This window comes from Kitasatospora sp. NPDC088783 (assembly GCF_044750705.1).
In the GTDB taxonomy this organism is placed as follows: Bacteria; Actinomycetota; Actinomycetes; order Streptomycetales; family Streptomycetaceae; genus Kitasatospora; species Kitasatospora fiedleri.
Genome location: NZ_JBIVKJ010000022.1, coordinates 56,645 through 83,314 on the forward strand (window position 1 = coordinate 56,645; position 26,670 = coordinate 83,314).

The following is a 26,670-nucleotide window of genomic DNA, read 5'->3' on the forward strand; positions in this document are numbered from 1 at the left end:
CGCCGGGCATCCCGCCTGGAAGCACCGGCGAAACACCCGAGTACATCCAGTACGAGGGCGTTCCGCCGGCACTCCCAGCCGGGCCCCCGACGCCGCGCGCCGATCCGACAAGACCGACCGGACAGGGCCTAGCCCCGCGTACCCTTGCCGGGTGCGCACACACATAGTCTGGGACTGGAACGGCACCCTGCTGTCCGACATGGCGGCCGTGGTCGGGGCCAGCAACGCCGCGTTCGCGACGGTCGGGCTGCCGCCGTTGACGCTGGAGGAGTACCGGGCGCAGTACGAGATCCCGATCCCGCGGTTCTACGAGCGGCTGCTGGGGCGGGCGCCCAGCCCGGCGGAGTGGCTGGCGCTGGACGACGCGTTCCACGTCAAGTACACCGAGCTGTTCCCGGGGTGCGGGCTGACCCCGGGCGTCGAGGCGCTGCTGGCGCGGTGGGCGGCGGGCGGGCGCAGCCAGTCGGTGCTGTCGATGTACGCGCACGAGCAGCTGGTGCCCGCGGTGGACGCCTTCGGCCTGACCTCGCACTTCACGCGGGTGGACGGCCGGCGCGGCGAGTCCGGCGGGCGCAAGGCCGGCCACCTGGCGGTGCACCTGGACGCGCTGGGCGACGGGATCGACCGCGGGCGGACGGTGCTGATCGGGGACGCCGCGGACGACGCCGAGGCGGCGCTCGCGGCGGGCATCAAGTCGGTGCTCTACACCGGGGGTTCGCACACCCGGGAGAAGCTGACGCACCTGGGCGTGCCGGTGGTGGACTCGCTCGCCGAGGCCGTCGCGGTGGCGGAGGAACTCGCCGGGTACGACAGGTAGGCGTGTCACGGCGCGCGGCGGGGGCAGGCGCGTCCAGGCTGGGGAAGTCCCAGCAGGTACCAGCACCCTTACGGAGCACCTCAGCACCATGCCGATCGACGCGGTCACCAACGTCCCCCCGCCCGTCACCGAGCCGCCGCGCGGGTACGCGGCGGGCAGCGCCGAACGGGCCCGGCTGGAGCGCAGGACGGCCGAACTGGCCGGGCGGCACACCTCGCTGCCGATGGTGATCGGCGGGGAGCGCCGGCTCGGCGGCGGCGAGCGCACCGAGCTGGTGCAGCCGCACCACCACGCGGCGCGGCTCGGCGTGCTGGGCAACGCGACGGCCGCCGACGTGCGGGCCGCGGTGGACGCGGCGCTGGCGGCGGCCGAGGGCTGGCGGCAACTCCCGTTCGACGACCGGGCCGCGGTGTTCCTGCGGGCCGCGGACCTGCTGGCCGGGCCCTGGCGGGAGACCCTGGTGGCCGCCGCCGTGCTGGGCCAGTCCCAGCCGGTGTGGCAGGCGGAGGCCGACGCGGTGTGCGAACTCGCCGACTCCTGGCGGTTCGACGCGCACCGCGCCCGCCGGCTGCTGGCCGAGCAGCCGCCCTCCCCGCCCGGGGGCTGGCACCGCGCCGACCACCGCCCGCTGGAGGGCTTCGTCTGCGCGGTCACCCCGTTCAACTCCACCGCGGTCGCCGGGCACCTGGCCACCGCGCCCGCCCTGATGGGCAACACCGTGGTGTGGAAGCCCGCGCCCGCCCAGACCCTGACCGCGCACCTGCTGGTGCTGCTGCTGGAGGAGGCCGGGCTGCCGCCCGGCGTGGTCAACCTGGTCACCGGCGACGGGCAGGCCCTCACCGAGGTGGCGCTGCGCGACCCGGCGCTGGCCGGGCTGCACTTCGCCGGCTCCACCGAGGTCCTCCAGCGGCTGTGGCGGGAGATCGGGGTGAACATCGCCCGCTACCGCACCTACCCGCGGATCGTCGGCGCCACCGGCGGCAAGGACTTCCTGGTCGCCCACCCCTCGGCCGACCCGGCGGTGCTGCGCACCGCGCTGATCCGCGGCGCCTTCGAGTACCAGGGCCAGCGCTGCTCGGCGCTGTCCCGGGCGTACCTGCCGCGGAGCCTGTGGCGGCGGATCAAGGACGACCTGCTCGGCGAGGTGGACGCGCTCGCGGTGGGCGACGCCACCGACCCGGGCAACTTCATGGGCGCGCTGATCGACGCCCGGGCGTTCGCCAAGGTCACCGGCGCGATCGAGCGGGCCAAGGCGGACCCGCGGGTGGAACTGCTGGCGGGCGGTCAGTACGACGACGCGATCGGCTGGTTCGTGCGGCCCACCGTGCTGCTCGGCGGCGACCGCGACGGCGAGATCTTCTCCACCGCGTACGGCGGCCCGCTGCTGGCCGTGCAGGTCTACGACGACCTCCGCTGGGAGGAGGCGCTGGAGCGGATCGGCCGGGGCGCGCCGCACGGCCTGAGCGGCTCGGTGGTCGCCCGGGACCGGCGGGCGATCGCCCGGGCGGTGGAGCGGCTGCGGTTCGCCGCGGGCGACTTCCACGTCAACGACGAGCCGGCCGGCCCGGCGGGCCGGTGGCCGTCCGGCGGCCGGTCCGCCGCGGCCGGGACGGGCACCGCCGAGCACCTGCTGCGCTGGACCTCCACCCGCTCGATCCGGGAGACGTTCACCCCGCCGACCGACTACGTCCACCCGCACATGGAGTGGTCACCCGAATGACGGACAGCGGAGTGGGCATGCGTTGGACAAGGTGTCCAGGAAGGCCCGATCTTCCTGCGGGTTTGCTCCTCAGTGTCCCCTGACACCTTCGTTTCGTCAGGCTAGGCTGACGACGTCGCCGGTTATCGGTCAGGCAGGCCAAACGTACTGTCGTACCCGGGCGGAACGCGACTCATGCGTGCCTTGAGCGCTTTTCACCCCACGCGTGCGGGAGGATTGCCGACGGGGCCCGGCGGTGCACCCACAGTCATCACCGAGTCACGCAACGGCGCGCGACGGGAGCCGAAACAGCCATGCAGACCAAGCTGGACGCAGCCAAGGCCGACCTGCTCAGGAAAGCAGCAGCAGCCGCTGAGAACAGCCAGGTGGGGGGAGCGGCGCCGGGGGAGGGCCTGAGCAACGGTGCTCTGGCCGCCTACCTGCACCACTACTACCTCCACACCGCCCCCGAGGACGTGGTCAACCGGGACCCGGTGGACGTGTACGGGGCCGCCGCCTCGCACTACCGGCTGGGCCTCAAGCGCCCGCAGGGCACCGCCGAGGTCCGGGTGCACACCCCGAGCGTCGAGGAGAACGGCTGGTCCTGCGGCCACACCGTGGTCGAGGTCGTCACCGACGACATGCCGTTCCTGGTCGACTCGGTCACCAACGAGCTGACCCGCCTGGACCGCGCCATCCACCTGGTCGTGCACCCGCAGCTCGCGGTGCGCCGCGACATCACCGGCAAGCTGCTGGAGATCCTCGACACCGACGCGTGCAACCGCGCGCAGGCCGCCGGCACCGAGTGGCCCGCCGACGCCGTGGTCGAGTCCTGGATGCACATCGAGATCGACCGCGAGACCGACCGCGACGACCTGCGCACCCTGGAGGCGGGCCTGCGCCGGGTGCTGGGCGACGTCCGCGAGGTGGTCGAGGACTGGTCGAAGATGCGCGACTCCGCGCTCCGGCTGGCCGACGAACTCGCCGAGCAGCCCCCCGCGCACCTGCCCGAGCAGGAGGTCGGCGAGGCGTGGGAGCTGATGCGCTGGCTCGCCGACGACCACTTCACCTTCCTCGGCTACCGCGAGTACGACCTGGTCGAGCACGAGGGCGAGGAGGTGCTCAAGGCCGTGGCCGGCACCGGCCTCGGCGTGCTGCGCGCCGACCCGCTCAGCCACGACAGCGACCACCACCCGGTCTCCGAGGCGTTCGGCCGGCTCTCCGCCCCGGTCCGGGCCAAGGCGCACGAGAAGAAGCTGCTGGTCCTCACCAAGGCCAACAGCCGCTCCACCGTGCACCGCACCGCCTACCTCGACTACGTCGGCGTGAAGAAGTTCGACGCCTCCGGCGAGCCGATCGGCGAGCGCCGCTTCCTCGGCCTGTTCTCCTCCGCCGCCTACACCGAGTCCGTCACCCGGATCCCGGTGGTGCGCCGCAAGGTGCAGGAGGTGATGAACGGGGCCGGCTTCTCCGGCGACAGCCACGACGGGCGCGACCTGCTCCAGATCATGGAGACCTTCCCGCGCGACGAGATGTTCCAGACCGCCGCCGCCGAGCTCCAGTCGATCGCCACCAGCGTCCTCTACCTCCAGGAGCGCCGCCGGCTGCGGCTGTTCCTGCGCCAGGACGAGTACGGCCGCTACTACTCGGCGTACGTCTACCTGCCGCGCGACCGCTACACCACCCGGATCCGGCTCGCCCTCACCGACATCCTCAAGAGCGAGCTGAACGGCGACACCATCGACTACACGGTGTACGCCACCGAGTCGGTGCTCACCCGCCTGCACTTCGTGATCCGGGTCGCCCCCGGCACCGAGCTGCCGCAGCTGTCCGACGCCGACGTCGAGCGGATCGAGAACCGGCTCGCCGAGGCCGCCCGGTTCTGGATGGACGGCTTCAACGACCAGCTGCAGAGCGAGTTCGGCGAGGAGCGGGCCGCCGAGCTGTCCCACAAGTACGCCACCGCCTTCCCCGACGGCTACCGCGCCGACTTCCCGCCGCGCACCGCCGTCGCCGACCTCAAGCAGATCGAGTCCCTCACCGGCGAGGGCGACTTCCGGCTCAACCTGTACCAGCCGGTCGGCGCCGGCGACGACGAGCGCCGCTTCAAGATCTACCGGGTCGGCGGCCCGATCTCGCTCACCGAGGTGCTCCCCGTCCTCCAGCGCCTGGGCGTCGAGGTCCTCGACGAGCACCCGTACGCGCTGCGCCGCACCGACGGCAGCACCGCCTGGGTGGTCGACTTCGGCCTCCGGCTGCGCGAGGGCACCGACCTCAACGAGGAGGACCGCGAGCGCTTCCAGGACACCTTCGCCGCCACCTGGCGCGGCGAGGCCGAGAACGACGCCTTCAACGAGCTCGTCCTCACCGCCAAGCTGTCCTGGCGCCAGGCCGTGGTGCTGCGCGCCTACGCCAAGTACCTGCGGCAGGCGGGCTCCACGTTCTCCCAGGACTACATGGAGGACGCGCTCCGCAACAACACCCACACCACCCGGCTGCTGGTCAACCTGTTCGAGGCCCGGCTCTCGCCCAGCCACCGGTCCGGCAGCGACGAGCTCACCGAGGGCATCCTGGAGGAGCTCACCGGCGCCCTCGACGAGGTCGTCTCGCTGGACGAGGACCGCATCCTGCGCTCCTTCCTGCACCTGATCAAGGCCACCCTGCGGACCAACTTCTTCCAGCACGACAGCGAGGGCCACTGGCACTCGTACGTGTCGATGAAGTTCGACCCCAAGGCCGTCCCCGACCTGCCCGCGCCGCGCCCCGCCTTCGAGATCTGGGTGTACTCGCCCCGGGTCGAGGGCGTCCACCTGCGCTTCGGCAAGGTCGCCCGCGGCGGCCTGCGCTGGTCCGACCGGCGCGAGGACTTCCGCACCGAGATCCTCGGCCTGGTCAAGGCCCAGATGGTCAAGAACACCGTCATCGTGCCGGTCGGCGCCAAGGGCGGCTTCGTCGCCAAGCAGCTGCCCGACCCGGCGGTCGACCGGGACGCCTGGCTCGCCGAGGGCGTCGCCTCCTACAAGACCTTCATCTCCGCGCTGCTCGACATCACCGACAACCTGGTCGCGGGCGAGGTCGTGCACCCCCTCGACGTGGTGCGCCACGACGAGGACGACACCTACCTGGTGGTCGCCGCCGACAAGGGCACCGCGACCTTCTCCGACATCGCCAACGGCGTCGCCGAGCAGTACGGCTTCTGGCTCGGCGACGCGTTCGCCTCCGGCGGCTCCGCGGGCTACGACCACAAGGGCATGGGCATCACCGCCCGCGGCGCCTGGGAGTCCGTCAAGCGCAACTTCCGCGAACTCGGCGTCGACACCCAGACCGAGGACTTCACCGTCATCGGCATCGGCGACATGTCCGGCGACGTGTTCGGCAACGGCATGCTGCTCTCCGAGCACATCCGACTGGTCGCCGCCTTCGACCACCGGCACATCTTCCTCGACCCGAACCCGGACGCCGCGGCCTCCTTCGCCGAGCGCCGCCGGCTGTTCGACCTGCCGCGCAGCTCCTGGGACGACTACGACAGGTCGCTGATCTCGGCCGGCGGCGGCGTCTACCCGCGCTCCGCCAAGTCCGTCCAGCTCTCCGCGCAGGTCCGCGAGCGGCTCGGCATCGAGACCGCCAAGCTCACCCCCGCCGAGCTGATGAAGGCCATCCTGCAGGCCCCCGTCGACCTGTTCTGGAACGGCGGCATCGGCACCTACGTCAAGGCCGCCACCGAGACCAACGCCGAGGTCGGCGACAAGGCCAACGACGCGATCCGGGTCAACGGCGGCGACGTCCGGGCCCGGGTGATCGGCGAGGGCGGCAACCTCGGCTGCACCCAGCTCGGCCGGATCGAGTTCGCCTCCACCGGCGGCCCGCGCGGCGAGGGCGGCTGGATCGACACCGACGCCATCGACAACTCGGCCGGCGTGGACACCTCCGACCACGAGGTGAACATCAAGATCCTGCTCAACCAGGTCGTCGCCGACGGCGACATGACGGTCAAGCAGCGCAACGCCCTGCTCGCCGAGATGACCGACGAGGTCGGCCACCTCGTGCTGCGCAACAACTACGCGCAGAACGTGGTGCTCGCCAACGCCGTCGCCCAGGCCGCCAGCATGGTCAACGTGCACTCCCGCATGATCAACCGGCTGGAGGCCAACGGACAGCTCGACCGGGCCCTGGAGTACCTGCCCACCGAGAAGCAGATCCGCGACCGCCAGCAGGCCGGCCGCGGCCTGTCCCAGCCCGAGCTGTCGGTGCTGCTCGCCTACACCAAGATCACCCTGGCCGACGAGCTGCTCGCCACCGACCTGCCCGACGACCCGTACTTCCGGGACGTGCTGCACGAGTACTTCCCCAGCGCGCTGCGGGCCCGGTTCGCCGAGCAGATCGACCACCACCCGCTGCGCCGCGAGATCATCACCACCCTGATCGTCAACGACACGATCAACCGCGGCGGCTGCACCTTCGCGTTCCGGCTCCGCGAGGAGACCGGCGCGACCATGGAGGAGATCGCCCGCACCCACGCCGCCGCCCGCGCGGTCTTCGGCCTGGAGCAGATCTGGGACCAGGTCGAGCGGCTCGACAACAAGGTCGCCGCCCGGGTCCAGACCCGGATGCGGCTGCACGCCCGCCGCCTGGTCGAGCGCGCCACCCGGTGGATGCTCAACAACCGCCAGCCGCTGGACATCGCCGACACCATCGCGTTCTTCCACGACCGGGTCAACCAGGTCTGGGACGCGCTGCCCAAGCCGCTGGCCGGCGAGGACCTGGCCTGGTTCGAGTCCGTCCACCGCGAGCTGTCCGAGGCCGGCGTCCCCGACGACCTGGCCACCCGGATCGCCGGCCTGTCCTCCGCGTTCCCGACCCTCGACATCGTCGGCGTCGCGGACCGCTCGGACGCCGACGTGATGGAGGTCGCCGAGCTGTACTACGACCTCGGCGACCGGCTCCAGATCAGCCACCTGCTCGACCGGATCATCGACCTGCCGCGCACCGACCGGTGGTCCTCGATGGCCCGCGCCGCGATCCGCGAGGACCTGTTCGCCGCGCACGCCGCCCTCACCGCCGACGTGCTCGCCGCCGGGCCCGCCGGCTCCGGCACCGACGAGCGCTACACGGCCTGGGCCGACCTCAACAGCACCCTGCTCAGCCGGGCCCGCACCACCCTCGACGACATAAGGGGTTCGGGCAACTACGAGCTGTCCAGCCTCTCCGTCGCCATGCGGGTGATCCGCACCCTGCTGCGCAACGGCAGGTGAGGGAGCGGTAGTTCGGAGCCGGCCGGGGGCCGGGGGCGGGAGACCGCCCCCGCCCCCCGGCCGCGTGCCCGGCGGCTCCCCGGGCCGCCGGGCACCCGGCCCTCAGCTCTCCGTCGCCCGGCGCAGGGCGGAGGCCAGCAGCGCCAGGTCCGTGGGCCCGTTGCCGAGTTCGCGCACCGGGCGGGGCGAGGGCGCGGCGCCGTGGTCCTCCAGGCGCTGGGCGACGACGGTGGGCCGCAGGGTCGCGGTGCGGGGGATGCGGCCGCTGACCCGGGCGCCCTGGAAGGCGGTGACCGCCCCGTCCGGGCGGCGCAGGTAGCCGCGGCCGGGCGTCGCCCCGGGGAGCGCGGCGGCGTCGGGCAGGTGGATCAGCAGGTCGGAGTCGCCGGCCTGCTCGGTGCGCAGCGCGATCCGCAGCTGGGCGGCCTCGTCCAGCTCGGTGCCGGCGGTGCTCTCGGGCGCGCCGGTCGCGGCGACCACGTGCACGCCGAGCCGGGCGCCGTGCACCGCGACGGCGGCGAGGGCGCGGGCGAGCGGACGGCCGCCGGGGGAGGCCGGGCCGAGCAGCGCGTCGTAGTCGTCGACCAGGACGACCAGCCGGGGCGGTGCCGCGTCGGCCGGGGGCGCGTCGGGGGAGCGGCGCGGTTCGACCACCCGGAGCGGCGCGGCCGGGTCGGCCGGGCCGCCGACCAGCGCCGGGGTCCGGGCGAGGGCGAGGGCCCGCCTGGTGTGCCAGTCGGTGAAGGTCAGGCCGTCGAACAGGGCTTCGCGGTGGGCGAGTTCGTCGCTGATCCGCTCGGCGGCGAGCAGCGCGCCGCGCGGGTCCTCGGCGGCGTTGACGTGGCCGGTGACGTGCGGGAGGTCGGTGCAGGCGGCCAGGCCGCCGTCCTCCGCGCGGTCCCCGTCGACCATCAGCAGGGCGAGCCGGTCCGGGCGTTCGGAGACGGCGAGGGAGGCGGCCAGGCTGCGCAGCAGCTCGGACTTGCCGGAGCCGGGGCCGCCGCCGATCAGCAGGTGGTCGCCGTCCTCGGCGAGGTCGACGGCGCAGTTCTCCTCGCCGCCGGGGCCGCGGGCGGTGCCGAGCAGGGCGGCGGCGCCGCCGGCCCCGGCGGGCAGGGCCTGCCAGCTCTCGGCGAGCCGGGCCGGGGAGAGCGACTCGGAGCGCAGCAGGTCGAGCAGGCGCAGCGCCTCGGGGAGCGGGCCGCGCGGCGAGGCCCCGGTGTCGGCCTCGGTGAGCGGGGCGAGGGTGCGGGCGAGGCGCTCGGCCCAGGCCGGGGAGACCGCGTCGAGGGCGACGTCGGTGAGGCGCTCGCGGGCGCCGGCGGCCGGGCGGTCGAGGGTGAGGCGGGTGGAGACCTCGCCGGTGACGGTGCCCAGCGCGCCGAGGCCGGTGGGGAGCTCCTCGGGGGACTCGGCCAGGCAGAGGGCGAAGACGCCGGCCGCGGGGCCCTGGCGCAGCAGCAGCCCGAGGGCGTGCCGGGCGGCCTCGGTGCCCGGGTCGCCGTCGACCAGGACGACGGTGGCGGGCGGGCCGGCGGTGGCGGCGGCGAGTTCGGTGAGGCGGGCCTCGGCCTGCTCGGGGCCGAGCCCGTACAGCAGGCGGCAGGACTGGCCGTGGGCGGGCCGCAGGTGCGGGAGCCACTGGGCCCAGGCCCAGTCCTCGGCGGGCCGCTCGGCGGCGACCACGACCAGGGCGAGGCCGCTGGGCGGGTGCAGGGCGGCGAGCTGGGCGAGGGCGGCCCGGGCCAGGCCGGTGAGGCGGTGGCGCGGGCCGGCCAGGCCGAGGCTGCCGGCGGTCTGCAGGTCGACGGTGACGGGGACGGCGGGCAGCAGGCTGCCGGGGGCGGTGCCGGGGCCGCCGGGCAGGTCGGCGGTGCCGAGCCGGAGGGTGAGCGCGTCGGGGTGGTCGGGGCCGCGCTCCCACAGCCGGGGGCCGGTGCCGAGCGCGGTGAGCAGCAGGGCGGCCGGGTCGGGCCAGCGCTCGCGCTGGTGGGCGGCCTGGCGCAGCCGGGCGGCGTCGTGCTGGCGGTCGGTGTCGGCGGCGGGCGGCTCGTTCCGGCCGCGGCGCAGCCAGCGGCCGCCGCGCCCGGCGGCGGCGGGGGCCGGGGCGGGCTCGGGCGGCCCGGCGGGCGCGGCCGGGCGGCCGGGGGCGGGGCGGGCGCCGGTGCGCGGGGCGAGTCGGAGGCGGCCCTCGCCGTCGGGTGCGGTGGGCCGGGCCGCCATGTCCTCGGCGCGGGCGAGCTGGAGGGTGGACTCGCCGATCCGCAGCAGGGTGCCGGGGGCGACGTCGGCGCTCTCCTCGCGCAGCCAGTGCTCGTCGAGCCGGGTGCCGTTGGTGGAGCCGAGGTCCTGGACGGTGGCGCGGCCGTCGGCGGCCAGGTGCAGGGCGAGGTGCAGCCGGGAGACGTCGGGGTCGTCGAGCGGGACGTCGGCCTCGGCGGAGCGGCCGATCCGGATCCGCTCGCCGTGCAGGCGGTGGACGCCGCCCGCGTCGGGGCCGCCGACCACCCGCAGCTCGGCGGCGGGGCGCTCGTCGGGGCCCTCCGCGTCCGGGTCGGGCTCGCCGAGGGCGAGCACCGCGCCGTCCACCAGCGGGGGGTGGCCGAGCGGGGTCTGCTCGTCCAGGCGCCGTTCCCCGTCGTAGAGGTGGACGTGCGTGGCGGAGCGGGGACCGCGGACGCCGACCGCGCCGGCCAGCGCGGCGGCGACGGCACCGAGCGCCGTCCCGGCCGGCGCGGTGACCAGTACGTCGGCGGAGCTGCCGGCGCTGCCGGAGCTGCCGGCGCTGCCGGGGGCGGCCGGCCCGCTGCGCGGTCGAAGGACGGTGAGCCGGATCTGCATCTCGCCCGGGGTCCCTTCTGCACACGTGTGGTGCGTGCCATCCTGCCACTCGGGACGGACAGTCCGCGCACGGTACCGGATTTGACGATCTTGCGATCATCGCCATGGTGAATCCGACGGGGAGTCAGGTCAAGGCGCCCCGGGCACCCCGCCGGCCGACCGCGCGCGCCCCGGCCGGGCAACACCTCGGAAACCCGCTCGGGCACCGTTAGAGTTGCCGGACACACGGGAGCCCGTCCGCCCGGGCGGACTCCCCAGGCCCCGGCGCCGTTCACGGGAACGGGGGAGTGCCGGAACGCGGCCCCGGCAGCGGGCGCCGGGTGACCGAACGGAGTGCACAGGTGCGGCCTGTCGGCAGCAAGTACTTGTTGGAGGAGAGCCTCGGGCGCGGAGCGACCGGCACGGTCTGGCGCGGCCGGGTGCGCGAGGACGCCGCCGTGCCGGGCCTGGTGCCCGGCCAGGCGGTCGCGGTCAAGGTGCTGCGCGAGGAGCTGGCCGCCGACCCGGACGTGGTGATGCGCTTCCTGCGCGAGCGCTCCGTCCTGCTCCGGCTGACCCACCCCAACATCGTCCGCACCCGCGACCTGGTGGTCGAGGGCGAGCTGCTCGCCCTGGTGATGGACCTGGTCGACGGCCCCGACCTGTACCGCTACCTGCGCGAGTCCGGCCCGCTGTCGCCGATCGCCGGCGCGCTGCTGATGGCCCAGATCGCCGACGCGCTGGCCGCCAGCCACGCCGACGGCGTCGTGCACCGGGACCTCAAGCCCGCCAACGTGCTGCTGGCCACCCTCGCGGTGGACGGCGACGAGCGGATGCACCCGATGCTCACCGACTTCGGCATCGCCCGGCTCGCCGACTCCCCGGGCATCACCCGCACCCACGAGTTCGTCGGCACCCCCGCCTACGTCGCCCCCGAGTCCGCCGGCGGCCGCCCGCAGACCGCCGCGGTGGACGTCTACGGCGCCGGCATCATGCTGTACGAGCTGGTCACCGGCCGCCCGCCGTTCCAGGGCGACAACCCGCTGGCGATCCTCCAGGCGCACCTCGCGCAGGAGCCGCAGCGCCCCCGCACCATGCCCGAGCCGCTGTGGACGGTGGTCGAGCGCTGCCTGCGCAAGGACCCGGCCCAGCGCCCCACCGCCGTCGCGCTGGCCGAGGCGCTGCGGGTGGTCGCGGCCGGCGTCGGCGTGCACTCCGCCCCGGCCGCGGTGGAGGCCGCGCTGGCCGTCGGCGACCTGCTGGTGCCCGACCCGGCGCTGGCCGCCCCCGCGGTCTCCCCGCACGACGCCACCCTGCCCGGGGTCGGGTACGACCCGGCCGCCGCCACCCAGGTCATGGCGCACCGGCCGCCCGCGCCCGGCGCCGAGGACCGCACCCAGCTGATCGGCCCGCCGCCCGCCGCCCCGGCCGCGGAGCGCACCCGGGTGATGCCCGCGGTGCCGCCCGCCCCCGAGCAGGCCCCCGCGCAGCCGGACGGCCCGCACCCCTGGCAGACCCAGCTGCGCGCCGCCCGGGACCGCAACGCGCAGACCCAGGTCGGCTGGTTCGAGCCGGACGGCTCCGGCGAGCCGCAGGTCGCCCCGCGCCTGTACCAGGCCGGCCAGCCCCCGCAGCACGGCGGCCAGTACCCGCAGCCGGGCCCCGCCGGCCGCCCGCCGGCCGCCCCGCAGTCCTACCAGCGGCCCCCGCAGGACGGCCGCTACGCCCCGCAGGACGGCCGCTACGCTCCGCAGGACGGTCGGTACGCCCCGCAGGACGGCCGCTACGCCCCGCAGCAGGGCCCGTACCAGGCCCAGCAGCCGCACCCGCCGCAGGGCGGCCGGCAGTCCCGGCCGGGCTCCGGCGGCCGCCCGCCGGTCGCCCCGCCGCCGTACCAGGCCCAGCAGCAGCCGCCGGCCGCCTACAGCGGGCAGCCGCAGGGCTACGGCGCCCCGCAGCGCCGCTCCGAGCCGCCGGCCCCGCAGCGCCGCCCGGAGCCGGAGCCGCCCCGCGAGCGGGAGCGCGAACGCGAGCGCGAGCCGCGGCGGCGCAGCCCCAACCGGATGCGCATCCCCGGCCTGGGCTGCCTGAAGGGCTGCCTGCTGGTGCTGGTGGTGCTGGCCGTGGGCTGCCTGGCGCTGTGGAACTTCACGCCGCTGCCGCACTACTGGGACAACGTGGTCGGCTGGTACGACACGGCCCGGAACTGGGTCACCAGCCACACCTGACCGGGTAATTGACGCTTTGTCGACAATCCCGCGAAATTCCACCGGATCGGTACCTCGCCGGGGGCCCTCCGCGGCCCCCGCGACCGCCGCGGGCGCGTAGGTTGTTCGGCGAGCACCGACCTCACGAGCCCACGGAGCAGCATTGGCACGCAAGATCGGCAGCCGGTACACCGTCCACCAGGTGATCGGCCGCGGCTCGGCCGGCACCGTGTGGCTCGGCGAGGGCCCGGACGGCCCGGTCGCGGTGAAACTGCTGCGCGAGGACCTCGCGGCCGACCAGGTGCTGGTCGGCCGCTTCGTCCAGGAACGCGCCGCCCTCACCGGCCTCGACCACCCGCACGTGGTCGGCGTCCACGACATGGTGGTCGACGGCAGCGACCTCGCCCTGGTGATGGACCTGGTCCGGGGCAGCGACCTGCGCACCCGGCTGGAGCGCGACGGCGTGCTCAGCCCGCTGGTCGCCGCCTCGGTGATCGCCGACGTCGCCGACGGCCTGGCCGCCGCGCACGCCGCCGGCATCGTGCACCGCGACGTCAAGCCGGAGAACGTCCTGCTCGACCTCGCCGCCCCGCCCGGCCCCGGCGGCGCCCCGCGCGCCAAGCTCACCGACTTCGGCATCGCCCGCCTGGTCGACGCCCCCCGCCGCACCCGGGCCACCCGGATCATCGGCACCCCCGACTACCTCGCCCCCGAGATCATCGAGGGCCTGGAGCCGCGCGCCGCCGTCGACATCTACGCCACCGCCACCGTGCTGTACGAGCTGCTCACCGGCGCCACCCCGTTCGGCGGCGGCCACACCGGCGCGGTGCTGCGCCGGCACGTCACCGAGAACGTCCCCCCGGTCGAGGGCATGCCGGACGGCCTGTGGCGGATCATCTCCGAGTGCCTGGCCAAGGCCCCCGCCTCCCGGCTGCGCGCCGCCGAGCTGGCCGCCCGGCTGCGCGCCCTGCTCCCCGAGCTGGCCGGCCTCGGCCCGCTCGCGGTGCCCGCCCAGCGCGCCGCCGCCGAGGAGGTGCCCACCCCCGGCGAGGCGGTCTACGCCGAGAGCGACGCACTCGCCGGCGGCGCCCACCGCCGCCGCCGCGGCCCCGCCGTCCCGCTGGTGCCCGGCCCGCAGCCCGACTCCACCCGGGACACCCACACCAGCCTGCGCCGCCCCTCAGCCCAGGAGCTGGCCTCCTACGCCGAGGAGTCCCGGGCCCAGCGCGACCGCCCCGGCTCCGGCCCGCACCGCCGCACCCGGGCCCAGATGATCCGCCGCCGCCGCACCCTGGCCGTGCTGATCGCCGTCGTCCTGCTGCTGGCGGGCGCCGCCGCCGCGTGGACGGCGTTCGCCGCCGAGCCTCCCGCGGGCCCCTCCGCGGCGGTGCGCACCACCTGGTACCCCCGGTTGTAGCCGAGCCCCCCCGCGGAACCATTACCCTTGAGGCGTGGCAGCCGTCGATCCTTCCGAAGAGCTCAAGAACCTCGACTCGACCATGGCGTCGATCGAGGCCGTCCTCGACCTGGACAAGATCCGGGCCGACATCGCGACCCTGGAGGAGGAGGCAGCCGCCCCCACCCTGTGGGACGACGTCGCGAACGCACAGAAGGTCACCAGCCGGCTCTCCTTCCTCCAGGGCGAACTGCGCAAGTTCGAGACCCTGCGCGGCCGGGTCGAGGACCTGGGCGTCCTGTTCGAACTGGCCGAGGCCGAGGACGACGCGGACACCCGCGTCGAGGCCGAGGCCGAGCTGGTGTCGGTCAAGAAGGCCGTCGAGGAGCTGGAGGTGCGCACCCTGCTCTCCGGCGAGTACGACGCCCGCGAGGCCCTGGTCAACATCCGCGCCGAGGCCGGCGGCGTCGACGCCGCCGACTTCGCCGAGCAGCTGATGCGCATGTACCTGCGCTGGTCCGAGCGGCACGGGTACCCGACCGAGGTCTACGACACCTCGTACGCCGAAGAGGCCGGCATCAAGTCCGCGACCTTCACCGTCAAGGCCCCCTACGCCTACGGCACCCTCTCGGTCGAGCAGGGCACCCACCGCCTGGTGCGGATCTCCCCGTTCGACAACCAGGGCCGCCGCCAGACCTCCTTCGCCGGCGTCGAGGTGCTCCCCGTCGTCGAGACCTCCGACCACGTCGACATCGACGAGGGCGACCTGCGGATCGACGTCTACCGCGCCTCCGGCCCCGGCGGCCAGGGCGTCAACACCACCGACTCCGCGGTCCGGATCACCCACCTGCCGACCGGCATCGTGGTCTCCTGCCAGAACGAGCGCTCCCAGATCCAGAACAAGGCCTCGGCGATGAACGTCCTCCAGGCCAAGCTGCTGGAGCGCCGCCGCCAGGAGGAGCGCGCCGCGATGGACGCGCTCAAGGACGGCGGCTCGTCCTGGGGCAACCAGATGCGCTCCTACGTCCTGCACCCGTACCAGATGGTCAAGGACCTGCGCACCGAGTACGAGGTCGGCAACCCGCAGGGCGTGCTGGACGGGGACATCGACGGTTTCATCGAGGCCGGCATCCGGTGGCGCAAGCAGCGGGAGAGCTGATTCCACGGCGTGAGGAGGCCGGCTGAGATGAACGTCGGACGCAGCATCGAGGCCGGCATCCGGTGGCGCGAGCAGCGGGAGAGCTGAGCACGCCCGAACAGCAAGGGAGGGGCCCCACCGCCGCGGCGGTGGGGCCCCTCCCGTTCAGCGCTCGGGGTCAGTGCAGCAGCAGCAGGGCCAGCATGAGCACCGCGACGAACAGCAGGCCCAGCAGCACCGCGGGGTTGAGCGTCGCGAACGGCCCGTGCGGCTCCTGCTGGAGCCGGGCCCGGTTGGCGCGGCACACCGGGCAGCGGCCGTCGATCACGCGGCCGTTGCAGTTGGCGCACACCAGTTGGTCGCAGGTCATGCGATCTCCTCCTTGCTGCATAGCCAACGCGCCGGAGGCGGATTCGGTTCCGACTGCTTACCACTCTGCCAGGTTCCGTACCCCTCGGCTCCCGGAGGAGAAGGGTTATCGATCTGTGACGTACCTCGCAATTTCCGGGGCGAACCCGAACAACACCTGACGAAACCACGTTCAGTACGCGCCCCGCGACTGCGGGTGCGGTTGGGCATCGCGTAAGGTCACTGGCTCCGATCCACCTAGGATGGCCCCCGTGATGCAGCCGTGATCAGATTCGACAACGTCTCCAAGACCTATCCCAAGCAGAACCGTCCGGCCCTGGACAACGTCTCGCTGGAGATCGAGAAGGGCGAGTTCGTCTTCCTGGTGGGCTCCTCGGGTTCGGGCAAGTCGACGTTCCTGCGCCTGTGCCTGCGCGAGGAGCGCCCGTCCACCGGCGCGGTGCACGTGCTGGGCAAGGACCTGGGCAAGCTCTCGAACTGGAAGGTGCCGCACATGCGGCGCCAACTGGGCACGGTCTTCCAGGACTTCCGCCTGCTGCCGAACAAGACGGTGGGGCAGAACGTGGCGTTCGCCCTGGAGGTCATCGGCAAGCCGAAGAGCGCCATCAACAAGGTGGTGCCCGAGGTGCTCGACCTGGTCGGCCTCGGCGGCAAGGAGGACCGGATGCCCGGCGAGCTGTCCGGTGGTGAGCAGCAGCGCGTGGCGATCGCCCGGGCGTTCGTGAACCGCCCGATGCTGCTGATCGCCGACGAGCCCACCGGCAACCTCGACCCGCAGAACTCGGTCGGCATCATGAAGCTGCTCGACCGCATCAACCGGACCGGCACCACCGTGCTGATGGCGACCCACGACCAGGCCATCGTCGACCAGATGCGCAAGCGCGTCATCGAGCTCGACAAGGGCCTGCTGGTCCGTGACCAGGCCCGCGGCGTCTACGGCTACCAGAGCTAGAAGAGAGAAGCATGCGCGCCCAGTTCGTTCTGTCGGAGATCGGCGTCGGTCTCCGCCGCAACCTGACCATGACCATCGCCGTCGTGGTCAGTGTCGCGCTGTCGCTCGCCCTCGCCGGTGCCTCGCTGCTGGTCCGCGACCAGGTCAACTCCATGAAGGACTACTGGTACGACAAGGTCGAGGTCAGCATCTACTTCTGCACCAAGGCGGAGCACAACTCGCCGCAGTGCGCGGACGGCGAGGCGACCCAGGACCAGATCCAGGCGGTCAAGGACGGCCTGGCGAAGATGCCGCTGGTGCAGAGCTACACCTTCGAGAACTCGCAGGAAGCGTTCAAGCACTTCAAGGACAGCAACCCGGACAACCCGCTGCTGGCGGCGGTCGGTCCGGACTCCATGCCGCAGTCCTGGCGGGTCAAGCTGAACGACCCGACCCGGTTCGACGTGATCCAGAGCGCCTTCGCCGGCAAGCCCGGCGTGAAGTCGGTCGAGGACCAGCGGAAGATCCTGGAGAACCTGTTCGGCCTGCTGCGCGGCCTGCAGACCGCGGCCTTCGTGATCATGGTGCTGATGCTGTTCGTCGCGCTGCTGCTGATCGTCAACACCGTCCGGGTGTCCGCGTTCAGCCGCCGCCGCGAGACCGGCATCATGCGGCTGGTCGGCGCGTCCAACTTCTACGTGCAGATGCCGTTCATCGCGGAGGCCGCGTTCGCCGCGCTGCTCGGCTCGGCGCTGGCCTCGGCGCTGCTGCTGGGCGGGCACTTCTTCGTCCAGGAGTGGCTGGCCAAGAAGGTGGCGTTCATCCACTTCATCGGCCTGTCCTCGGTGTTGGCGGTGATCCCGCTGCTGGTCGTGGTCGGCATGGCGATGGCGGGCGTGGCCGCGTTCTTCACCCTGCGCAAGTACCTGAAGGTCTGACGGGTCGTCGGCGTCACAGGTCCACGTGCCCGTCGCGGCACTAGACTCGCGCACATGCCGACTGCACCGCGGGTACGCCAGGGGATGACGCTGGGCCTGGTGTTCGGCGCGGTGCTGTTCGCCGGAGCGGCCTCGGGAGCCTGGGGGGAGCCGGACGGCTCGCTCCGGGCCCCCTCGTCGTCCGAGGGACTGCCGCCCGCCGCCGACCTGGCGGGGGCGGACCTCACCCCGCAGCAGGCCAGGCAGTTGGTCGGCGCCAGCGGCGACCGCTGGGCGGCCTACCTGAGCCCGCAGCAGTACGCCGACCTCACCGGCGGCCGGTACGCGGGCGTCGGGCTGAGCGTGGACCGGGAGGCCGGCGGGCCCACCCTGGTCGCCGAGGTGGCGCCCGGCTCGCCCGCCGCCCGGGCCGGCATCGCGCCCGGCGAGCTGCTGGTCACCGTGGACGGCGCCGCCGCCGAGCAACTGCCGGTCACCGAACTGGTCTCCCGGCTGCGCGGCGGCCCGGCCGGCAGCGCGGTCGCGGTGGGCGTCCGGGACGCGGCCGGGCCGGTGCGCCAACTCACCCTGACCCGGGCCGAGCTGTCCACCCGCGAGGTCGAGGTCGCGCACCCGGCGCCCGGGGTGGTCCGGATCGCCGTGCACGCCTTCACCGAGGGCGTCGCCGACCAGGTGCGGGCCGCCGCGGCCGGCTCCCGGGGCGTGGTGCTCGACCTGCGCGGCAACTCCGGCGGACTGGTCGGCGAGGCCGTCGGCACCGCCTCGGTGTTCCTCGACGGCGGGCCGGTGGCCAGCTACCAGGTGCACGGCGAGCACCGCGAACTGACCGCCGCCCCGGGCGGCGACACCGCCGTCCCGCTGGTGGTGCTGGTCGACGGCGGCACCATGAGCGCCGCCGAACTGCTGGCCGGCGCGTTCCAGGACCGCAGCCGGGCCGTCCTGGTCGGCAGCCGCACCTTCGGCAAGGGCACCGTCCAGCAGCCCAGCCGGCTCGCCGACGGCTCCGTGCTGGAGCTCACCGTCGGCCGCTACCAGACCCCGGCCGGCCGCTCCCCGGACGGCACCGGCGTCCAGCCCGACGTGCCGGCCGCCGGCGAGGACCCGCAGGCGCTCGCCCTCAAGGTGCTGGCCGGGCTGCGCGGCTCCGCCCCCGACGCCACCGACGCGCCCGCCGCCGCCGCACCCACCGCCGGCCCGGGCGCCACCGCGCCCGCCACCGCCCCCGACGGCCCCCGCCCCGGCCCCGCCGAGGCCCCTTCCGCGCCGCCCGCGCCCGCCGCGCCGTAAAGGGGCTGCCGCGTCCGCCGCCGAAGTGCGAGAATGGCCGGGCTATGGCAAAGGAAACGGGCAAGAAGCTGGTCGCGCAGAACAAGAAGGCGCGGCACGAGTACACCATTCTCGACACCTACGAGTGCGGCATGGTGCTCACCGGTACCGAGGTCAAGTCGCTGCGCGAGGGCCGGGCCAACCTGGTCGACGGCTACGCGTACATCCAGGGCGGCGAGGCCTGGATCGACAACGTCTTCATCCCCGAGTACGCCCAGGGCACCTGGACCAACCACTCGGCGCGGCGCAAGCGCAAGCTGCTGCTGCACAAGATGGAGATCCGCAAGATCGAGTCCAAGGCGAAGGAGAGCGGCCACACGCTCGTCCCGCTGTCGCTGTACTTCAAGGACGGCCGCGCCAAGCTCGAACTCGCCCTCGCCGTCGGCAAGAAGCTCTACGACAAGCGGCAGACCCTGCGCGAGCGCCAGGACCGCCGCGAGTCCGACCGCGCGGTGGCGGCCGCCCGCCGCCGCTCCGGCCAGGGCTGATCCGCCGTCAAGCGCCTGACGGGGCCCGGCCAACCGGCGTGATGGAGCGTCTCCGTATCATCTCCGGGTGGACATCTCGCTGTTGAGTGGCTGGCTGCCGTGGACCTTCCGAATACTGGCCGTGGTGGCGGTCGCGGCGGCGCTGTTCAGGGGCAGCCCGTTCTGGGTCCGCCGCCGGCTGCCCTGGGTGGTCGGCGGGGCCGCCGCCGGCACCGGGCTGGCCGCGCTGCTGGTGCTGGCGTTCGGCGACGTCCAGGACCCGCTGCCGCCCGGCCTCTGGCTCTGGGTCTGCTGCGCCCTGCTGGGCCTGGGCGGCCTGGCCGCCGGGGTGCGCCGCTCCAGGTGGTGGAACCTGGCCGCCGTCCCGGTGGCGGTGGCGATGTCCCTGCTGTGCGCGGCCAACTCGATCAACATCTCCACCGGCTACTACCCCGACGTGGAGGCGGCGGTCGGCGACCTGTCCGACGCCCCGGTGCCGCAGCAGATGACCCTGGAGGAGGCCCTGGCCACCGTCGGCCGGGCCACCGAGGGCCGGGTGGTCGCGGTGGACGTCCCCGCCGAGCCGAGCGGCTTCAAGCACCGCCGCGAACTGGTCTACCTGCCGCCGGCCTGGTTCCGCAGCAAGGCCCGGCCCAAGCTGCCGGTGGTGGAGATGATCGGCGGCCAGTTCGCCGCCCCCGACAACTGGATCCGGGCCGGCGCGGCGGTCGAGACCGCCGACGCGTACGCCGCCGCCCACAACGGCTACGCCCCGGTGCTGGTGATGGCGGACGCCACCGGGAACTTCAAGACCGACACCGAGTGCGTCAACGGCAAGCACGGCAACGCCGAGGACCACCTGGTCAAGGACGTCCCGCCGTACGTCGCCCGGACCTTCGGCACCGCCACCGACCCGCGCTCCTGGGCCGTGGTCGGCTGGTCGATGGGCGGCACCTGCGCGGTCGACCTGGGCGTGGTGCACCCCGAGGTGTTCGGCCACTTCGTCGACATCTCCGGCGACCTCGGCCCCAACCTCGGCGGCCGGCAGGCCACCGTCGACGGCCTGTACGGCGGGGACGCCGCCGCCTGGGAGGCGCACGACCCGCTGACCGTCCTCGGCCGGGCCGGGAAGGACGCCTACCGCGGCTCCGGCGGCTACTTCCTGGTCGGCGCCGACGAGGGCGGCAAGCACCTGGAGAACGCCCAGGCCCTGGACCGGGCCGCCCGGCAGGCCGGCCTGGACACCAAGGTGGAGGTGCACCCCGGCAAGCACGACTGGCAGTTCGGCGGCGCGGGCTTCAAGCTGGCGCTGCCCTGGCTGGCCCAGCGGACCGGCCTGCCCGGCGCGAACTGACCGGCGCGAACTGACCGGCGCGGACCGGTGCGGACCCGCGCCGGGCCCGCGCCGACCGTCAATGCGCTGGACCCTTGACGCGCGGGTTGAGTACTATGGCAGCGCACCACCCGGCGGGCCCGCCCGCCGGCGCTGTTTCTCAACACAACATGGGGATGATCGGTTTCGACAGTGACAGTCGAAACAGGAGAAGCGAGCCGAGGAACGCGGCAATGATCTCGTTAACCACCTGTCGCAAAAAAATAATCGCCAACTCTAAGCGCGATTCCCAGCAGTTCGCTCTCGCAGCCTGATCTGCGAAAGTGAATGGGTGTCAGCCCGGGGCGTTCCCGACCCGGATCCTGGCATAATCTAGGGAACTCAACCCGCCACCCGGGCCACGGGGGTGGCGGGGAAACCAAACAGTGGCTGGGCCTGTTGGCGGCTTGTCCGCGTGACCGCCAGGGCCGAGAAAATCACAGCGGACTGCGCTCGGAGAAGTCCTGAATCCACTTCACTGGACCCGGGTTCGATTCCCGGCATCTCCACCGCCCCATGTGCACCGCAGAGCCGCCCTCCGTCCGGAGGGCGGCTCTCGTGCGTTCCGGCCCCCTCACACCCCCGCCCCGCCCCGGGTGAGAGGACGGTTCCGCACCCTTCACACCGCACAACGGTTCCGAAATCGTGGACTCCTAGCGTCAGTGGCACAGGGCAACGGAACGCGAAGGAGCAGCCCATGGACGGCACCACCACGCGCGGCAGGACGGGCGGCCGCTGGATCCGGCGCTGGGACCCGGAGGACACCGCGTTCTGGGAGGCCACCGGCCGCCGCACCGCCCGCCGCAACCTCGCCTTCTCGGTGCTCTCCGAGCACGTCGGCTTCTCGATCTGGAGCCTGTGGTCGGTGATGGTGCTCTTCATGGGCAAGGAGTACGGCATCGACCCGGCCGGGAAGTTCTTCCTGGTCGCGATGCCCACCCTGGTCGGCTCCTTCGTCCGCATCCCCTACACCGTCGCGGTCGCCCGGTTCGGCGGCCGGAACTGGACGGTGGTCTCCGCGCTGCTGCTCCTGCTGCCCACCCTGGCCGCCGGGTACGTGATGCACCCCGGCACCTCGTACACCGCGTTCATGCTGGTCGCGGCGCTCACCGGGTTCGGCGGCGGCAACTTCGCCTCCTCGATGACCAACATCAACGCCTTCTACCCGGCCCGGCACAAGGGCTGGGCGCTGGGCCTCAACGCGGGCGGCGGCAACATCGGGGTGCCCGTCATCCAGCTGGTCGCGCTCGGCGTGATCGCCTGGGCCGGGGCCGGGCACCCGCGGATCGTCCTCGGCGTCTACCTGCCGCTGATCGTGCTCGCCGCGCTGTGCGCCGCCCTGTTCATGGACAACCTGGCCCCGGTGCGGGCCGACACCCGCTCGCTGGCCGCGGTCGTCCGGGATCGGCACACCTGGCTGATGTCGGTGCTGTACGTCGGCACCTTCGGCTCCTTCATCGGCTTCTCCTTCGCCTTCGGCCTGGTGCTGCAGAACCAGTTCGGCCGCACCCCGCTCCAGGCCGCCCAGCTCACCTTCCTCGGCCCGCTGCTGGGCTCGGTGGTCCGCCCGCTCGGCGGGAAGCTCGCCGACCGGTTCGGCGGCGCCCGGATCACGCTGTGGAACTTCGCCGCGATGGCCGCCGCCGCGAGCGTGGTCACCTACGCCTCGTCGATCCGCTCGCTGCCGGTCTTCCTGGTCGGGTTCGTCGCCCTGTTCGCCCTCGCCGGACTGGGCAACGGCTCCACCTACAAGATGATCCCCGGCATCTTCGACGCCAAGGCCCAGGACCGGATCGCCGCCGGGGCCACCGCGGAGGAGGCCGCCGCCTGGTCCCGGCGGATGTCCGGCTCCGCGATCGGCGTGATCGGCGCGGTCGGCGCCCTCGGCGGGCTGTTCATCAACCTGGCCTTCCGGGAGTCCTTCCTGGTCGCCGGGTCCGGCACCCCGGCCTTCGCCTCCTTCCTGGCCGCCTACGCGGTCTGCTCCGCCCTCACCTGGACGGTGTACCTCCGCCGCCCCGCCGGCACCCCCGCCGCCGCCGGCGACGGCGCCGCCCTCGCGCGGGTCTGAACCCCCGCCCCCGGGACCGCCCAGCCCCCGGGACCGCCCCGACCAGCGGCGAAACACGCCGGTAATCGGAGCGACCCGGGGGTGACACCGCGACCGGACACGATTGATCACCCACCCGACCGCGGCCCGTCCCCAGCCAGGACACCCGGGCCGCGCAGCTAAGGACGACACCGCATGGCCGACCCGAACCGACGCCAGCCGGACGGACCCGGGACCGCCGGGACCGCCGGGAGCACCGAGAGCACCGAGGCCGGCCCGCTCGCGGGCTGGACCGTCGGCATCACCGCCGCCCGCCGCGCCGACGAACTCGCCGCCCTGCTCCAGCGCCGCGGCGCCAGCGTGCTGCGCGCCCCCGCCCTGCGGATCGTCCCGCTCGCCGACGACACCGAACTGCACACCGCGACCCGGGCGCTGATCGCCGACCCGCCCGACCTGGCGGTCGCCACCACCGGCATCGGCTTCCGCGGCTGGCTGGAGGCCGCCGAGGGCTGGGACCTGGGCGACGAGCTGCGCGGGGCGCTCGGCCACGCCGCGGTGCTCGCCCGCGGCCCCAAGGCCAAGGGCGCGATCCGGGCCGCCGGGCTGCGCGAGTCCTTCTCCGCGGCCACCGAGTCCTCCGCCGAGGTGCTCTCCCACCTGCTCGACCAGGGCGTCGACGGCCGCCGGATCGCCGTCCAGCTGCACGGCGCCCCGCTGCCCGGCTTCGTCGAGTCGCTGCGCGCCGCCGGGGCCGAGGTCGTCGAGGTCCCGGTCTACCGCTGGCTCCCGCCCGTCGACCTCGGCCCGCTCGACCGCCTGCTCGACGCGGCCTGCGCCGGCGCGCTCGACGCCGTCACCTTCACCTCCGCCCCCGCCGCGATCAGCCTGCTGGAGCGGGCCGCCCAGCGCGGCCGCACCGAGGAACTGCTGCACGCCCTGCGCCGCGACGTCCTCGCGGTCTGCGTCGGCCCGGTCACCTCCGCCCCGCTCGACGCGCTCGACGTCCCGACCGTCTGGCCCGAGCGGATGCGCCTGGGCGCGATGGTGCAGACCCTCACCGCGGCGCTGCCCGGCCGGGCCCGCCCGCTCCGGGTGGCCGGCCACCTGCTCGAACTGCGCGGCCAGGCCGCCCTGGTCGACGGCCGGCTGCGCCCCGTCCCCCCGGCCGGCATGGCCCTGCTGCGCACCCTGGCCCGCCACCCCGGCTGGGTCGTCCCCCGGGCCGACCTGCTCCGCGCCCTGCCCGGCAGCGGCGACGACGAGCACGCCGTGGAGACCGCGATGGCGCGCCTGCGCCAGGCGCTCGGCGCGCCCCGGCTGATCACCACCGTCGTCAAGCGGGGGTACCGGCTGACCCTCGACCACTGAGGCCCGGGCCCCCGCCCCCGCCCGCGCCCCCGCCCCCGCCCGCTCCCCGCCCGCCCCGCCGTTCGGAGCGGCCCCCGGTTCCCTGTAGGATCTTCCGTCCGCCTTTTTCTCCGCACCTTTGGGGGCTCCTTGGGCGCGCACGGTTCTACCGAGCACCGATCCGACACTGTCCGCGACCGCGAGATCGCCGGGGAGCAGCGGCATCTCGACACCGTCTACCGGCGGTTGGAGGAGAAGCTGGCCGAGGCCGAGTACATCCTGGAGGACGCCGCCAAGCGGGTGCAGGTCGGCACCCCCGGCGCGCTCGCCGAGCGCGACGCGCAGGTGTACCGGGCCGGCGCCCACCTGCAGCGGTTGAACAACGAGTTCGAGGACTTCCTGTTCGGCCGGATCGACCTCCAGCAGGCCGACGCGCCGGAGGAGCACGGGATCCCGTCCCAGACTCCGCTGGACCCGGCCGACCCGGCCGTCGCCGAGAGCCTGCACATCGGCCGCCTGGGCGTCCTGGACGCCGAGTACGGCCCGCTGGTGATCGACTGGCGGGCCCCGGCCGCCGCGCCGTTCTACCGGGCGACGCCGCTGGAGCCCGGCCGGGTGGTCCGGCGCCGGGTGATCCGGTCCAAGGGCCGGAAGGTGGTCGGCGTCGAGGACGACCTGCTCCGTCCCGACCTGGCGCCGACGCTGGACGGCGAGGAGCTCGCCGTGGTCGGCGACGGCGCGCTGATGGCGACGCTGGGCCGGGCCCGCGGCCACTCGATGCGCGACATCGTCTCCTCGATCCAGAAGGAGCAGGACGAGGTGATCCGGGCGCCCGCCGCGGGCGCGACCCTGGTCACCGGCGGCCCCGGCACCGGCAAGACCGCCGTCGCCCTGCACCGGGCCGCGTTCCTGCTCTACCAGGACCGCCGCCGGTACGCGGGCGGCATCCTGGTGGTCAGCCCCACCCCGCTGCTGGTCTCGTACACCGAGGGCGTGCTGCCCTCGCTGGGCGAGGAGGGCCAGGTGGCGATCCGCGCGGTCGGCAGCCTGGTCGACGGGATCGAGGCGACCCGGTACGACAGCCCGGAGGTGGCCCGGATCAAGGGCTCGGCGCGGATGGTGCAGCTGCTGCGCCGGGCCGCCCGGGGGGCCCTGGAGCTGGGCGCGCCCGCCGAGCTGCGGGTCTTCGCCCGGGGCCGGGCGCTGCGGCTGGACGCGGGCCGGCTGAAGGCGGTGCGCGGCAACGTGGTGGGCGGCGGCGGCACGCCGCTGAACCTGCTGCGCCCGCGGGCCCGCCGCCTGCTGCTGGACGCGCTCTGGTCGGAGGCGGTGCGCGACCTGCCGAAGCCGAACACGTACGCCGAGCGCGAGCAGCGTCAGGAGGAGCGCGAGTCCTTCGACGAGTACGTCTCCGACGAGGCGGTGTTCCTGGACTTCCTGGACGCCTGGTGGCCCGCCGTCACCCCGCGCCGGGTGCTGGCCACGCTCCGGCAGCACCGGCACACCAACCGGATCGCCCGCCGCGCGGTCACCCCGGAGGAGGCCCGGCTGCTCGCGGCGTCCTGGCGGCACCTGGACGAGCGCGGCGCGGGCGCCCTGTCGGCGCACGACGTGGCGCTGGTGGACGAGCTCCAGGTGCTGCTCGGCGAGCCCGCCCGCCCGAAGGTCCGCGAGGTGGACGCGGTGGACGCGCTCACCGGCCTGGACGAGGTCACCACGTACGGCGAGCGGACGTACGGCCGGCGCGAGCGCGTCGCGGAGGAGCGCCGGGAGTACGCGCACGTGATCGTCGACGAGGCGCAGGACCTGACGCCGATGCAGTGGCGGATGGTCGGGCGGCGCTCCCGGATGGCGACCTGGACGATCGTCGGCGACCCGGCGCAGTCGTCCTGGCCGTTCCCGCAGGAGGCGCAGGCGGCGATGGACGAGGTGCTGGCGGGCAAGCCGCGCCGCCGGCACACGCTGACGGTGAACTACCGCAACCCGGCGGAGATCGCCGAGGTGGCGGCGAAGGTGCTGGAGCTGGCCGCTCCGGGCACCCCGTCGCCGAGCGCGGTGCGGGCCACCGGCGCGCACCCGCGGTTCGCGGCGGTCCGCGAGCCGGACCCGGCGGCGTTCGGCGCGGCGGCCCGGGCGGAGCTGGAGCGGCTGCTGGCCGAGGTGGACGGCACCGTCGCGGTGGTGGTCCCGATGGACCGCCGGGCCGAGGCGGCGGGCTGGGCCGAGGGCCTGGGCGGGCGGGTGGTGGCGCTGGGCAGCCTGGAGGCCAAGGGCCTGGAGTACGACGCCACGGTGGTGGCCGACCCGACCGGCATCGCGGGCGAGTCGGAGGCGGGCCTGCGGGTGCTGTACGTGGCGCTGACCCGGGCCACCCAGCGGCTGACCGTGCTGTCCGGCCCGGACGACCTGCCGGACGCCGCGGGCGTTCCCGCGCTGCTGAAGTAGCCGGGCAGCACGGAGGCCCCCACCCGTCGGGTGGGGGCCTCCGCCACGTTGAACACCGGCCCGCCATGCTCGCCTCGCGGCAAGTGGTCCCTCGAA

16 protein-coding genes and 1 other RNA gene are annotated in these 26,670 nt (G+C 74.3%); 15 read left to right on the forward strand and 2 right to left on the reverse strand.

From position 1 onward, the window contains the following. Nucleotides 1-151 precede the first annotated feature (151 nt). The 3 genes from ACIP60_RS34830 (at nt 152) to ACIP60_RS34840 (ending at nt 7,768) form a co-directional block, all read left to right on the forward strand. Nucleotides 152-817, forward strand: a complete 666-nt coding sequence (locus ACIP60_RS34830) for an HAD family hydrolase (protein ID WP_400692613.1) — start codon at nt 152-154, stop codon at nt 815-817. 94 nt (nt 818-911) lie between these two features. Continuing rightward, nucleotides 912-2,537, forward strand: a complete 1,626-nt coding sequence (pruA, locus tag ACIP60_RS34835; RefSeq protein ID WP_400692665.1) for an L-glutamate gamma-semialdehyde dehydrogenase — start codon at nt 912-914, stop codon at nt 2,535-2,537. Between the two features lie 293 nt (nt 2,538-2,830). After that, nucleotides 2,831-7,768: an NAD-glutamate dehydrogenase gene (locus ACIP60_RS34840; RefSeq protein ID WP_400692616.1), complete on the forward strand. Its 4,938-nt coding sequence runs from the start codon at nt 2,831-2,833 to the stop codon at nt 7,766-7,768. A 102-nt stretch (nt 7,769-7,870) separates the two neighbouring features. Here ACIP60_RS34840 and ACIP60_RS34845 read toward each other — a convergent pair whose 3' ends face one another. Beyond that, a complete protein-coding gene (locus ACIP60_RS34845) occupies nt 7,871-10,609 on the reverse strand; it encodes an FtsK/SpoIIIE domain-containing protein (protein ID WP_400692619.1) in 2,739 nt (912 codons plus the stop codon). A gap of 341 nt (nt 10,610-10,950) precedes the next feature. On the opposite strand from ACIP60_RS34845, the gene ACIP60_RS34850 reads away from it, so the two are divergent. The 3 genes from ACIP60_RS34850 (at nt 10,951) to prfB (ending at nt 15,350) form a co-directional block, all read left to right on the forward strand. Then, on the forward strand, nt 10,951-12,816 hold the full coding sequence (locus tag ACIP60_RS34850; protein WP_400692621.1) for a protein kinase: 1,866 nt from the start codon (nt 10,951-10,953) through the stop codon (nt 12,814-12,816). Nucleotides 12,817-12,958: 142 nt separating this feature from the next. Next, complete coding sequence (locus ACIP60_RS34855) at nt 12,959-14,212, forward strand: protein kinase (protein ID WP_400692623.1); 1,254 nt, start codon at nt 12,959-12,961, stop codon at nt 14,210-14,212. A 34-nt stretch (nt 14,213-14,246) separates the two neighbouring features. Further along, nucleotides 14,247-15,350, forward strand: a complete 1,104-nt coding sequence (prfB, locus tag ACIP60_RS34860) for a peptide chain release factor 2 (protein ID WP_100838057.1) — start codon at nt 14,247-14,249, stop codon at nt 15,348-15,350. 157 nt (nt 15,351-15,507) lie between these two features. On the opposite strand, the gene ACIP60_RS34865 is transcribed toward prfB, so the two are convergent. Then, nucleotides 15,508-15,699, reverse strand: a complete 192-nt coding sequence (locus ACIP60_RS34865) for a hypothetical protein (protein WP_400692627.1) — start codon at nt 15,697-15,699, stop codon at nt 15,508-15,510. Between the two features lie 261 nt (nt 15,700-15,960). Here ACIP60_RS34865 and ftsE point away from each other — a divergent pair, with 261 nt between their 5' ends. The 9 genes from ftsE (at nt 15,961) to ACIP60_RS34910 (ending at nt 26,574) form a co-directional block, all read left to right on the forward strand. Then, a complete protein-coding gene (gene ftsE, locus ACIP60_RS34870; protein WP_035863161.1) occupies nt 15,961-16,650 on the forward strand; it encodes a cell division ATP-binding protein FtsE in 690 nt (229 codons plus the stop codon). 11 nt (nt 16,651-16,661) lie between these two features. Next, nucleotides 16,662-17,567: a permease-like cell division protein FtsX gene (gene ftsX, locus ACIP60_RS34875; protein WP_100838059.1), complete on the forward strand. Its 906-nt coding sequence runs from the start codon at nt 16,662-16,664 to the stop codon at nt 17,565-17,567. Between the two features lie 54 nt (nt 17,568-17,621). After that, on the forward strand, nt 17,622-18,854 hold the full coding sequence (locus tag ACIP60_RS34880) for a S41 family peptidase (RefSeq protein WP_400692631.1): 1,233 nt from the start codon (nt 17,622-17,624) through the stop codon (nt 18,852-18,854). Between the two features lie 44 nt (nt 18,855-18,898). Further along, a complete protein-coding gene (gene smpB / locus ACIP60_RS34885) occupies nt 18,899-19,381 on the forward strand; it encodes an SsrA-binding protein SmpB (RefSeq protein ID WP_123555373.1) in 483 nt (160 codons plus the stop codon). Between the two features lie 67 nt (nt 19,382-19,448). Further along, nucleotides 19,449-20,714, forward strand: coding sequence for an alpha/beta hydrolase (locus tag ACIP60_RS34890; RefSeq protein WP_400692634.1), 1,266 nt, complete (start codon nt 19,449-19,451; stop codon nt 20,712-20,714). Nucleotides 20,715-20,865: 151 nt separating this feature from the next. Next, nucleotides 20,866-21,244: a transfer-messenger RNA gene (ssrA, locus tag ACIP60_RS34895) on the forward strand. Nucleotides 21,245-21,429: 185 nt separating this feature from the next. Further along, the gene (locus ACIP60_RS34900) at nt 21,430-22,803 is read left to right on the forward strand and encodes a nitrate/nitrite transporter (RefSeq protein ID WP_400692636.1); all 1,374 of its coding nucleotides are present in this window, start codon (nt 21,430-21,432) and stop codon (nt 22,801-22,803) included. Nucleotides 22,804-22,977: 174 nt separating this feature from the next. Then, entirely contained in the window at nt 22,978-24,150 is a 1,173-nt protein-coding gene (locus ACIP60_RS34905; RefSeq protein WP_233533496.1) for a uroporphyrinogen-III synthase, read from the forward strand. A 129-nt stretch (nt 24,151-24,279) separates the two neighbouring features. Further along, nucleotides 24,280-26,574 (forward strand): HelD family protein, encoded by a 2,295-nt coding sequence (locus ACIP60_RS34910; RefSeq protein ID WP_400692639.1) that lies wholly within the window; start codon nt 24,280-24,282, stop codon nt 26,572-26,574. The last annotated feature ends 96 nt before the right edge of the window (nt 26,575-26,670 follow it).

Excerpts from the sequence above, each read along its gene's own strand:
- ACIP60_RS34840 (WP_400692616.1), top strand. The coding sequence starts at position 2,831 with ATGCAGACCAAGCTGGACGCAGCCAAGGCCGACCTGCTCAGGAAAGCA.
- ACIP60_RS34865 (WP_400692627.1), bottom strand. The coding sequence starts at position 15,699 with ATGACCTGCGACCAACTGGTGTGCGCCAACTGCAACGGCCGCGTGATC.
- ACIP60_RS34880 (WP_400692631.1), top strand. The coding sequence starts at position 17,622 with ATGCCGACTGCACCGCGGGTACGCCAGGGGATGACGCTGGGCCTGGTG.
- ACIP60_RS34905 (WP_233533496.1), top strand. The coding sequence starts at position 22,978 with ATGGCCGACCCGAACCGACGCCAGCCGGACGGACCCGGGACCGCCGGG.
- smpB (WP_123555373.1), top strand. The coding sequence starts at position 18,899 with ATGGCAAAGGAAACGGGCAAGAAGCTGGTCGCGCAGAACAAGAAGGCG.
- ACIP60_RS34845 (WP_400692619.1), bottom strand. The coding sequence starts at position 10,609 with ATGCAGATCCGGCTCACCGTCCTTCGACCGCGCAGCGGGCCGGCCGCC.
- ACIP60_RS34900 (WP_400692636.1), top strand. The coding sequence starts at position 21,430 with ATGGACGGCACCACCACGCGCGGCAGGACGGGCGGCCGCTGGATCCGG.
- ftsX (WP_100838059.1), top strand. The coding sequence starts at position 16,662 with ATGCGCGCCCAGTTCGTTCTGTCGGAGATCGGCGTCGGTCTCCGCCGC.